Below are 10,926 nucleotides of genomic sequence, written 5' to 3' on the forward strand. Positions count from 1 at the left end.
TGGCGTACCAGTCCAAATAGCGCTCCATCCGGTCGCGCACGAAATGCGGCTGCCCGAGCATGTGTTTCTCGCCGGGATAGATCACCAGTTGCGTCGGCACGTCCAAGCTCTTCAAGGCCTGGAACATCTGTTCGCTGCCGAGGCCCGGCACGTTGACGTCGTCCAGGCCGCTCACGGACAGGGTCGGCGTCCTGAGTTTATTGGCTTCGAAGAATGGGTAGGACAACCGCAGCCAGCGCTGTGGATTCACCCACGGTGCCTCGAACTCGTGGTCGTACTGGATCACGTATTGATCGGTGCCGTACAAACCGATCTGACTACCAGCGCCCGCACCGGAGATGGCCGCCTTGAATCGGCTGTCACGAGCGATGACGTAGTTGGTCAGGATGCCGCCCTGGCTCCAGCCGCCCACGCCGAGCTTGTCTGGATCGGCGATGCCCTGTTCGATCAAGTAGTCGACCCCGGCGATCAGATCGAGGCGGTCCTTGTTACCCCAGTCGGCATAGATGCCGCGGGCAAAAGCCAAGCCTCTTCCCGAACTGCCCCGATAGTTGATTCGCGCCACCGCGTAGCCGTTCGCAGCAAACAACTGAGTTTACAGATCGAAGAAATGGCCGTCTTGGCCGTACGGCCCGCCGTGAATCCACAAGAGCAAAGGTTGTCGCTCACCCTTGTGCGCGTTCGCAGGCAAGGTCAGCAGGCCTTGCACCTCCACACCATCGGGTGCTGTGAACTCAAACTGTTGTGTCTGCCCCAGTTGCACATCGGCGAGCCAAGCCGAGTTGTGTTCGCTCAGCGATCTCAACCCGCGTTGATCACGAGCGAACAACTCGAAGGGCGCATCGGCGCTGCCGATCACCACAGCGGTACGTGGACCCACGTGGCTGTAGCCGGTGACATAGCGATTGCCATCGACCAAACGTTCCACCTTCCCGCCCGTCACCGGCACGCGCGCGAAGTGCTGGCTGCGTGAGTCGGTGACCAGAAACTCCACATGACGTCCGTCAGGAGTGAAGCGAGGCACAGTGGTATCGCGGTCCAGTGTCTGAGTCGGCAGGATGGGCTCACCTCCATCGACTGGAATGATCGCGACCTGCCTGAGCTGGTACAGCCGATATTTGCGCTGCTGACCTTGTGCGTAGGCCAGGAACTTTCCATCCGGACTCCACGCCACAGGGCCGAAATCCCATCCAGGATAGCGAGTCACTCGGCGCGGCACGGCGTTGCCCGTTGTATCCGCCACCCACACATCGGCGTTGTCGTCGCGCTCCCAGTCTTGTTCGCGGTTGCTGACGAACGCGACTCGAGTGCCGTCGGGCGACCATGCTGGATCGGACTCGCCGAACGTCTCTTGCTCCGGCGTAAGCGTCACCAGCCGCTTGGAGTCGAGATCATAGAGTTGAATGCGGGCCTGCTTGGCCTCGCCCTCGTGATAACGACCGCCTTCGCTCTTGAATTGATAGCGATCGATGACTATTGGCTTCGGCTTGGCGTCCTTCTCCAGCTTGGCCCGCTTCGGCGGCACTACCAGCGCTAAACGTTTGCTGTCTGGCGACCACGCATAACTAGAGACACCGTCCGCCACGTCGGTCAGTGCGCGAGCCTCACCTCCGGCACCATCGAGCACCCACACTTGCGAGACCGCATCGTCCCCGTACCGAGACGACAGGAAACTCAAGTAGCGCCCGTCCGGACTCCAGCGCACTTCGCCGACACCGTGCGGACCATACGTCAGCTGCATCCGGCGACTGCCGTCCCAGCTCACTTTCCATAGCTGGCTATTACGTTTGCCGCTGTCCGCGTCGATGCCATTCACGACATACGCGACCCATTGGCCATCCGGCGACAACTGCACGCCGGACACTCTTTGCTCACGCTGTAAGTCATCCAGCCCCAATGACCGCGCGGCAGCCGCGCCAACGAAGCACAGTCCCACCGCCAAAATCGTCGCGCAGGACAGCGCCTTCCGGCACTTCGGAACCAAACTCATGAATACTTTCCCGGGAGTGCGCTGCTGCCCCGGAGAATGCACTTCCGAAGCAGCAGCGTGAGGTCAAGCGACTACCAAGTACCGCGCAGCGTGAGCACCAGATTGCGAGGTGCGCCGTAAGTGTTGTTGGCGATGGTTCTGCCGAGCAGCGTGTAATATTTCTTGTCGAGCAGATTGTCGCCGTACAGACCGATGCTCCAGTGATCGCTGAGGCGATACTTGATCGAGGCGTTCCAAATCGCGTAGCCCGATTGCACGAAGTCCGTCGGCACGAGCACCGCGCTGCCCGCCGGCCGCGCATCGCCACTCACCCAAGTCTCCGACTGCGCGACCACACCAAGATTGGTGCTCCAACGCGAGTACTGACCCGGCAACTGCCAGGTCGTCCAGATCTTGGTCATGTGCTTCGGAGTCTGCTTCAGCGACGCCGCGCCGGACGAGAAGTACGCGCTGGTCGCGCCATCGTACTCATTGGAGTTATAGGTGTAGCCGGCGGTCAGCTGCCAACCAGGCAACAACGTGCCGCTGGCTTCCACGTCGAATCCTTCGCTGATGATGTTGGCATCGGCGATATAGCAGCAGGACGAGCCGTTGTCTCCCGGCACGAACGGATAATCCAGATCGCGCACGCCCTGGCCGCTACGCTCGACACGATACACAGCCAGCGCCACGTTCACGCCGTTCAACTCACCCTTCACACCGACCTCGGCGCCCTCGCCCGTCACTGGATCGAGCGGGGTGCCCGGCAGCGGTGCTTGCAACAGTTGCGCTTGAATCAGGAAGGTCTCGGCATAGCTCGCGTAGGCGGTCCAGCGATCGGCAAAATCCCAAGTCAACGCGGCGCTGGGAATGAATTTTTCATCGTCGTAGCGAGTTACGCTCGGCTGACTCGTGCGTGTGCCGTCAGCGGTGGTGCTGTAGAAAACGCTGTGCACGCGGTATTGGCCGTAGCGACCGCCCAGTGTCAGACGCAGCGGCTCCGCCAGCTGCAGCCCCAAGGTCGCGTAGTAGCCTTGCTGAGTGTAGCCGTCCTGCGGGTAGTAGCCGGTCTGAACCAGCGTGGGCCGCGGATACAACGCTGGATCGAAGTTGCCCACCGGAATCGGAATCGTGCCCGGATACGCGTACGTCGCGCCCGTCGACAACAACTTTCTGCGACCGGCATCGACGTCGGCATAGTCGGCACCAACGGTGTAGCGATGTTCGCGGCCGAACAGTTGGAAGGTGCCGTTGGCGGACAAGTCGAGCAGATCTTGCGATGAATCCGGTTGATTGCCATTGGCCAGCGCCGTCGCGCCCAGACCGGTCGCACGATCCACGCCGCCCGGAAACGCGATGGCGGTCACGACCAAGTTGTCGGACTTCTGTTCCAGCCGTGTGGCACTGAAATTCAGCAGGCCGTTGTCGCCGTATCTATGCTCGACGCGAGTAAACAACTCGCGGCTGGTGAAGTACCAGTGTGCCCAGTCCGGGCTGAATGAAGCATCGATCGGCAGATCGACTGCGCCGCCGTCCGTGTAGCGCGGAAATCCTTGCGCCGAGATTGCATCTTCTTTACGACGCTCGTAGTTGAAGCCACCGATCAACACCGTGTTCTCGGTGAGATCGTACTCGGCCGTACCGAACGCGATACGTTTATCGGACTCAGCGTGATCGTAATGATAATTGCGCTGCTGAAACGTACCAGCCAAGCGGCCGCGCAACCGACCGTCTTCAGTCAATGGCCCGGTCACGTCCACGTCGATGCGGCCATAATTCCAACTACCGGCGGAAACTAACAGACTGGTCTGCCCTACCGCCTTGGCACGCTTACGCACGAGGTTGATGACACCACCCGGGTCGCCCGCCCCCGAGTACATGCCATCCACACCACGCAGCATCTCCACATGATCGTACGTTGCCATGTCGGGGACCAGCGTGAAGCCATAGCCACCCGTCATCACCGGCGCGCCGCCGTCGAACTGCATGGTTCGCACTCGATAGCCGCGTGAGAAAAACCAGCTATCGATGGCGTTGTAGTTGTTGGTGATGACACCGTTCGTCTGGCGCAACACGTCGACCAGCGACGACAGGTTTTGTTCTTCGATACGTTCGCGCGTCACTAGCGACACCGTCTTCGGCGTTTCACGCAACGTCTGTCCGGTCTTCGAGCCCACCGCCAGATCGGAATCGAGCCGGCCGAATACCGAGACAGTCTCCATCACTTCCGAAGTGACTGCCGTCGCGCCTGGTTTGGCCCGCACCACTGCAACCGCGCCGGTCTCGTCGCGCTCCACGATGAAGCCGGTGCCACGCAACAGCTGTTCGAGCGCGCGATCGCTCGGCAACTCGCCTTGCACACCGCGACTGCCGACGCCACGCACGTCGTCAGCGATGTATATCAAACGCACGCCGGACTGCTTCGCATAAGCATCCAGCGCATCTTTCAGTTGACCTTCGGGAATATCGAAACGCACTGCCTGAGCGAGCGCCACCGCACTCAGCATCGCGGCGCAGGCCCCAGCCAGCAGCGACTTCTTGATTCGTGAACGTGCCATCATTTTGTTCTCGGTCTCAGCGGCGCCTAGCGGCCGTATCCCCTTAAGACGAGATGGCATCGCGGATCCGGTACGCGTGACGCGACCACTAACCTCGACTAATGAGGATACGTTCCGCCTGTTCCTCGACACGCAGCCCGAAGCCACGCTGTAGCAGACGCACGAACGCATCGAGACCGGCAGCGTCGAAGCTGCCACCGATCCGAATCTCCGCGACCGAGCGATCGACGATCACTAGTTGCCGGCGGTGATAACGATTGAACTCGGCGGCGGCCTCGGCGAGCGGCGTCTGTTCGAAGCTCAGCACACCTTGCCGCCAACTCAGCTCACGTTCGGCTCGCGCGGCCGAGTCATCCACGATCAATGTGGCACGCGCATCTTGCTGAGCCAACACGATGCCCCCTCGCGACAGCAGGATGGGCTTCGCTTGCTGAGTTTTTCGCTCATCGTCGACGCGCACTTGCCCTTCGAGCACCACCACTTCGAAGCGCGCTCCTTCACGCAGCACTGAGAACTTGGTGCCGAGTACAGTGACGCTACGCTCGCCGGCATGCACGACAAAGGGCCGACTCGGATCGCGTTCGACTTCGAAGTAGGCCTCGCCTTCTTCCAACCAGACTTCACGTTGACGCTCGTCGATCGCTGCCCGCAGCCGCGTCTGCGTATTGAGTTCGACGCGCGAGCCGTCCGCGAGCGGCACACTCTGTCGACCGCCGATTTCAGTCCGGTAAGTCTCCCGAGCGCTGTTTACGTGATTGAAGACCAAGCCAATCGCCAGCAAGCACACAGCCGCTGCCGCACACCACGGCAACCAATTGAGCCGGCGCACGCGAGCTGCTCGTGGCGGCTCTACATCGATCGGCACATGACGCAACGCTGCCAGGCGATCGGCCCGTTGCCAAACCGAACGCAGGCGCAGCCAGGCCACGCGATGATCGATGGATTCCGCCAACCAGGATTGCAGCGCCACCTCGTCCGCTTCGCCCCAGGCCTGCTCGCCGCTGCGAGCCACCCAGCGAGCCGCTTCCGTTTCGATGTGTTCCCTAGAATTCATGCTCAGGTGGCCTCATCCGCGATCTGCGCCGGCGGGCGACGAATGCGACCACTGCCTCCCAGCATGTAGTCCGCCAGTGCTCGCATGCCGAGCAGGGTTTGTCGCTCCACCGTGTCCTCTCCAATCCCCAGCCGAGAAGCCACCTCTCGCTGGGACAATCCTAGAATCTTGCGCATCTCGACCACTTGCCGGCACCGGGCCGGCAGGCGCTGCAGGCCGGCCTGAAAACGGCTCAGCTCCTCGCGCGCACTGAGTTGCCGTTCGGGAGTGATGTGATCGATGGCGAGCGGTGCGCTATCCATGTCCAGAATCGCGCTCAGCGTGACGACATGCGTCCGGCGCACATAATCGATCAATAGGTTGCGTGCGGCGGTAAAGACGAAGGCGCGGGCCTGCACCGGCAAGCCCGACAGCGCCGACTCGAACACCCGGGCGTACACCTCCTGGCGCAAATCGCTCGGATCGGCCCCTTGAATTCCATTACGGCGCAGGAAACGCAACAGGCTTGCCTCCAGCGGCAAGACCTCGCGCACGAACCACTCCTCGACCGTCTGTATATCGACCATCGCCACTTCCGGCGCCCCTCCACCCTGCGGGCAGAATACGGCGCTATGGTGGTGACGAACAGCTCGCGGAAATCCGGTACATGGCGTGCCGGATCAAGCCTTGACCAGCAAAGCGCGAGGGAAATCCGTCAACACGTCCACCGCGGTGTCGGTGATCCGCACGGTCTCGCTCACCTCGAAGCCCCAGCGGTCCATCCACATGCCGAGGATGATGTGGAACGTCATATTGGGCTGCATGACCGTCGGGTCGCCCGACTGCAGGCTGGCGCTGCGGTCGATCCAGGACGCGAGCGGATAGCCGATGCCGATGGAGTAACCGATGCGGGATTCCTTCCGCAAACCGGCGCGGCTCAGGATGCCGTTCCAGTGATCGGCAACTTCGCCGCAAGTGTTGCCGGCTCGCATGCGCTCCAGGACCTCGGCCATTCCTGAGATCGTTACCTCGGCGCAGTGTTGTAGTTCCGCTGGCGGCGAACCCAAAAAGAAGCTGCGCGACAACCCTGCGTGATAAGCGTAACGGCAACCTCCCAACTCGATGCTGGTGAGTTGATGTTTTCGGAACGGCGCATCGGTCCAGGCCAGATGGGGCGCCGAAGTACGTTCGCCGCTGGGCATGGAGAAAGCGCCCTGCATGGTCAGGTGCCCTGCGAATTTGTCCGTACCCGCGATCAATGCCGCCATCACCTTGGCAGCGGCATCGCATTCGCGAACCCCCGGTTCGATGGCATCGTACGCAGCTTGCATGGCTCGCTGTGAAATCTGCGCTGCCTGTTGAATGTAAACGATCTCGGCGTCCGACTTGATCAGCCGCACGCGATTGACCAGCAACTCGGCATCGACCCACGAGGCGTACGGCAACTGCTGCTGCAGTTTTTCGACGCACCGAGGCGTTAGCGGCGCTGTGTCCATTTCCAGACCCAGACGCAGCCGGTCCCAGTGGCGTTCACGCAGCACTTCGGCAACGAACTCCATGACGTGCCGATCCTGCACGCCAATGTATGTTTCCGGGTAACCGATCAGGTTCTCCGGCGACATGAACGCGGTATAGCGAGCGCAGGCCACGTCCATCTTCCGCCCGATCCATAGCGGCTGGTCGTCGCTCATGGCGAGCACTGCCATTTGAGGGATGTAGTACGAAGGTGCGTCATAGCCCGTCAGATAGTTCATGTTGGACGGATCGGAGACCAGCAACACATCGATGCCAGCCCTCGCCATCTGTTGTTTGATCAGAGCGATACGCCGCTGAAATTCAGCCGGAGTGAACGCCGACGGAAGCTGGGTATTCATGATTTGCACCATTGATCAGTCGCTGCAGGCGAGGCGACATCAGCCAAGCCAGACCGCCGATCGCCAACACAGTGAATCCGAGTGTCAAAAAGAATCGCTTGGCGCCCCACGGCTGCGCGAACACGCCGATATAGCCCGTCATTGCCGTGCCGATACCGATAGTGATGTACCAGCCGCCCACCAACAACGCTGATAGCGATGCCGGCGCCAGCCTGCTGGCGAGAGAAATCTGATTCGGCCACACCAGCATGTCGGCGGTGCCAAACAACACGAACGCGGCCAACATCCACCACCAGGAGATGCGCGTGTGCTCGGGATCGGATACTGAAGGAGCGACCGCGCCGAGCAGGATGTAAGCGAGACCGATGATCAACAGGCCCCATGCGAGTTTCACAGTCGCATCGGGATCACGTCGCCGCCGAGCCAACGCGCGCCACAGCCGCACACTGATCGGTGTCACGACGATGAAAGCCACCGTCGGCAGCACTGGCATCCAGCTGACGGGAATTTCCCAGTCGCCAATGCTCCGATCCACTTGCTGCTGACTGAACATCAGTAGCGAACCGCCGACTTGATAGAACGCTGCCGCGTAGATCACGGTGAACAGCCCCTGACACAGCAGCACCTTCATACGATCACGCTGCTGCGAATCGAGTGCTCGCAACGCCTTCCGGATACCGGCGCGTTCGACCTGATAGCCCAGCGTGCCGAGCAGTTCATGTTGCTTGCATAGATACGTCGCAAGACCCACAGCCATGCCGATGCCAGCGGCGCCAAATCCCCAGTGCCACGACACACGCTCGCCGAGAAATCCCGCCACCAAGATGCCAGCAGTGCAGCCGACGTAGATAGCCACGAAGAACATCGCGAAGGCGTCGTCACGACGACGATCGTCCGGGGCGAAGAAACGCCCGACGATGGAAGAGATCGCTGGCTTCAGCAGCGCCGTGCCGGCAATGATCAACAGCAGCCCGAGAGCAAACGACCACGCGATGCCGCCATAGACTGCGGCAGCAATCGCTGCGTCGCTACCGGTCGACGCCGCTGCGAGCAAGATCGGTTGCAGCTCCTGTACGTCAGGGAACAACGAACCCAAAGGCACGCCTGCCGCCACCCACAGTGAATGATAATCCGTGCCGGTGAGCTGCTGCGCCAGCCAAGGAATGATGCCGGTGCCCGCCAGACAAGCATGTCCGCAGATCACCAACACGCCGCCAACCAGGATGCAGCGTCGCTCGCCCCAGAAACTGGCCGCAATCCAGCCACCCAGCACCGGCCCGGCGAATGCCAAACCACCGTAGAGTCCATACAACTTGATGGCGCTCGCCGCGTCCCAGCCAAAACCACCGGCGGCCAGCGACGCATTCAAATAAAGCGTCAGTAGCGCCAGCAAGCCCCAGTAACTAAAGCGCTCCCATAGTTCGACGAAGGCGACCAGGAAGACGCCGCGCGGGTAACCGACGTGCCGCCTCATCGTGCCGCGTCGACGCGCTTCAGCTCGGTCCAGTAGCTCACACCGCTGCCGACGCGATCAGCCAGCGGACGCGATACTGCGGTCACCGCTCCATTCATCACCTCGCCGCGCGGCTTGAGGCTAAAACTCAAGCGATACGGATAGCGTGCCGCCACTTCGGTACCGAGATCGCCCGGCACTTCGTCGAGCTGCAATTGTCCATCGACAACTTGCACCAGAATGACTTCGGTACGCGGCGCTGAACCTACGCGAGCAAACACTCGACCGCGCGCATCGATATCGAGTCGAATCTCGGTGCGGGCCTCGTCCGCGACCACCGCACCTTGCCAACTTCCTATCCAGCCAGCCTCCGGTTTGAACTCGCGACGACTGGCGACAATGGTTTCGGGCAACAACGTGTTGACGATACTTTGCTCGATGATGCGAGTGATCTTGTTCTCTGAGTTGCTCAGCACCACGATGCCCAGGCGCTGATCCGGAAACAGCGCGAGACGCGTCGCGACACCGCCCATATCGCCGGTGTGCCCGTAAGTACGTAAGCCATAGCGCGGACGGAACTGCCAGCCCAAGCCATAGTACGCAGCGGCCGCACCTTCTCCAGGCTGGGCCATCGCATCGATACTGGCGTCGCTAAGAATTCTTTTCTGAGCGGGCAGCGGCGTCTTCAAATGCGCCAACGCGAACTGCGCCAGGTCATGCGCGCTCGCAAACACCGCCGAAGCGCCGCGATGATCGAAATCGTAGAAAGGTATGACCGTGCCGTCGACTGCATATCTCACCGCGACCTGAGCACCGAAGTCAGGTTCGCGATTCACCGCACTGTGTCGCATGCCCAGTGGCTGAAATATCTCATCGCGCAGGAACTTTGCGTAAGAGCGGCCACTACGTCGCTCGATTGCATACTCGAGCACGCCGTAGCCGAAGTTCGAATAGACGAAGACTTCGCCTGGTGCGGCGAGCAGACGCCCCTGTCTCGCAATCGACTGCTCCATAGCAGGACGAGACGGTCCACGATCCTCATAGTAGAACTGCCAGTACGTCGGCAAGCCGGACGTATGATTTGCAACCCGACGCACCGTCGCCTCGCGAACGTCGCCAACCTGCGCGACCAGTTTGCTAGCGCCGAGATAATCGTTGATCGGCTTGTCCAGATCGATCCGGCCGCGCTCCACCAACATCATCAACGCAGTCGCAGTGAAGGGCTTGGAGATCGATGCCAGCGAATACACCGTATCCGCCGTCGCCGGAATTTTCTTGGCCTTATCCGCCCAGCCAAAGCCTTCCTGCCATACGATCTTGCCGTCTTGAACCACCGCGACGGCTACCGACGGCACGTTGCCCACAGCCATCTGATCGCGAACCACTTCGCGCACCAAGTCGAACTGGTCCGCGAATGCAGACGACGCGCAGCAGAACACCAGCGAGGCCCACCAGCCTCGCCGCATCAACCCGCTCAGTGCTGTCACGTCGCTGCGCTCCGGTCGCAACCGGACGCCTCGAAGGATTTGCGCCAGCGAGCATCTTCCTCCGTCGCCTTGCGCTCCAGTTCTTCGGCCGTGATCGTGGCATTCCGATCGCCGCTCTCGATTTGCATCCGGCGGACGATCTCCGCGACATGCTTCGGCGTATAGAACCCTTCGATACGCCGAGCCATCCGCCATTGGCACGCCGGCACCAGCACGACGTAACCATCCGCCACATCCGACAGATTGAAGTTACCGGTCCTGGACGGCGTTCCCGACCGACTTCGGCCCAAGTATCCGGCCTTGGTGCTGGGCAGGTCGCCAAGCGGTGTGCCGGCACGCAGATCGAACCCGAAACTCTTGCCGGCGGCGAGTTCGCCCTCCACCAGCGCTTCGAGCAGGTTGCTTTCCTGGATGCCTTCGGAGCCGTGCAAGGCAATTCGGAAGCTGCGCTCGCCGATATAAGCGTAGAGCAGATTGCCGGCAGTACGATGATGCGTACCAAAGCCGCGATCCCAATTGAAACGCGTGCTGGTATGGCCGGCGCCGCCGAAC

The 10,926-nt window shown here is 61.3% G+C and carries 9 protein-coding genes; all 9 read right to left on the reverse strand.

The features are described 5' to 3' along the window. Window positions 1-565 (reverse strand): prolyl oligopeptidase family serine peptidase (locus JNL55_RS34595; RefSeq protein WP_293865667.1); only part of this gene is annotated, 565 nt, incomplete at its 3' end. Between the two features lie 30 nt (window positions 566-595). Then, on the reverse strand, window positions 596-1,990 hold the full coding sequence (locus tag JNL55_RS34600) for a S9 family peptidase (protein WP_293865646.1): 1,395 nt from the start codon (window positions 1,988-1,990) through the stop codon (window positions 596-598). Between the two features lie 71 nt (window positions 1,991-2,061). Then, the gene (locus JNL55_RS34605; protein ID WP_293865649.1) at window positions 2,062-4,527 is read right to left on the reverse strand and encodes a TonB-dependent siderophore receptor; all 2,466 of its coding nucleotides are present in this window, start codon (window positions 4,525-4,527) and stop codon (window positions 2,062-2,064) included. 88 nt (window positions 4,528-4,615) lie between these two features. After that, complete coding sequence (locus JNL55_RS34610) at window positions 4,616-5,581, reverse strand: FecR family protein (protein WP_293865652.1); 966 nt, start codon at window positions 5,579-5,581, stop codon at window positions 4,616-4,618. Window positions 5,582-5,583: 2 nt separating this feature from the next. Next, a complete protein-coding gene (locus JNL55_RS34615) occupies window positions 5,584-6,147 on the reverse strand; it encodes an RNA polymerase sigma factor (RefSeq protein WP_293865670.1) in 564 nt (187 codons plus the stop codon). Between the two features lie 93 nt (window positions 6,148-6,240). Continuing rightward, window positions 6,241-7,434, reverse strand: a complete 1,194-nt coding sequence (locus tag JNL55_RS34620; protein WP_293865655.1) for a M24 family metallopeptidase — start codon at window positions 7,432-7,434, stop codon at window positions 6,241-6,243. Next, window positions 7,397-8,908: a peptide MFS transporter gene (locus JNL55_RS34625; RefSeq protein ID WP_293865658.1), complete on the reverse strand. Its 1,512-nt coding sequence runs from the start codon at window positions 8,906-8,908 to the stop codon at window positions 7,397-7,399. Before JNL55_RS34625 ends, JNL55_RS34620 begins: the two co-directional genes overlap by 38 nt. Further along, a complete protein-coding gene (locus JNL55_RS34630) occupies window positions 8,905-10,374 on the reverse strand; it encodes a serine hydrolase domain-containing protein (RefSeq protein WP_293865661.1) in 1,470 nt (489 codons plus the stop codon). Before JNL55_RS34630 ends, JNL55_RS34625 begins: the two co-directional genes overlap by 4 nt. Continuing rightward, the coding region (locus JNL55_RS34635) for a hypothetical protein (protein ID WP_293865664.1) at window positions 10,371-10,926 on the reverse strand (556 nt) is incomplete at its 5' end. The genes JNL55_RS34635 and JNL55_RS34630, both read right to left, overlap by 4 nt.

Source organism: Steroidobacter sp., assembly GCF_016790065.1.
Lineage (GTDB): Bacteria > Pseudomonadota > Gammaproteobacteria > Steroidobacterales > Steroidobacteraceae > Steroidobacter.

What these genes read in the sequence shown, in the direction of transcription:
- JNL55_RS34620 (WP_293865655.1), bottom strand. Translation starts at nt 7,434, where the DNA reads ATGAATACCCAGCTTCCGTCGGCGTTCACTCCGGCTGAATTTCAGCGG.
- JNL55_RS34625 (WP_293865658.1), bottom strand. Translation starts at nt 8,908, where the DNA reads ATGAGGCGGCACGTCGGTTACCCGCGCGGCGTCTTCCTGGTCGCCTTC.
- JNL55_RS34610 (WP_293865652.1), bottom strand. Translation starts at nt 5,581, where the DNA reads ATGAATTCTAGGGAACACATCGAAACGGAAGCGGCTCGCTGGGTGGCT.
- JNL55_RS34615 (WP_293865670.1), bottom strand. Translation starts at nt 6,147, where the DNA reads ATGGTCGATATACAGACGGTCGAGGAGTGGTTCGTGCGCGAGGTCTTG.
- JNL55_RS34600 (WP_293865646.1), bottom strand. Translation starts at nt 1,990, where the DNA reads ATGAGTTTGGTTCCGAAGTGCCGGAAGGCGCTGTCCTGCGCGACGATT.
- JNL55_RS34605 (WP_293865649.1), bottom strand. Translation starts at nt 4,527, where the DNA reads ATGGCACGTTCACGAATCAAGAAGTCGCTGCTGGCTGGGGCCTGCGCC.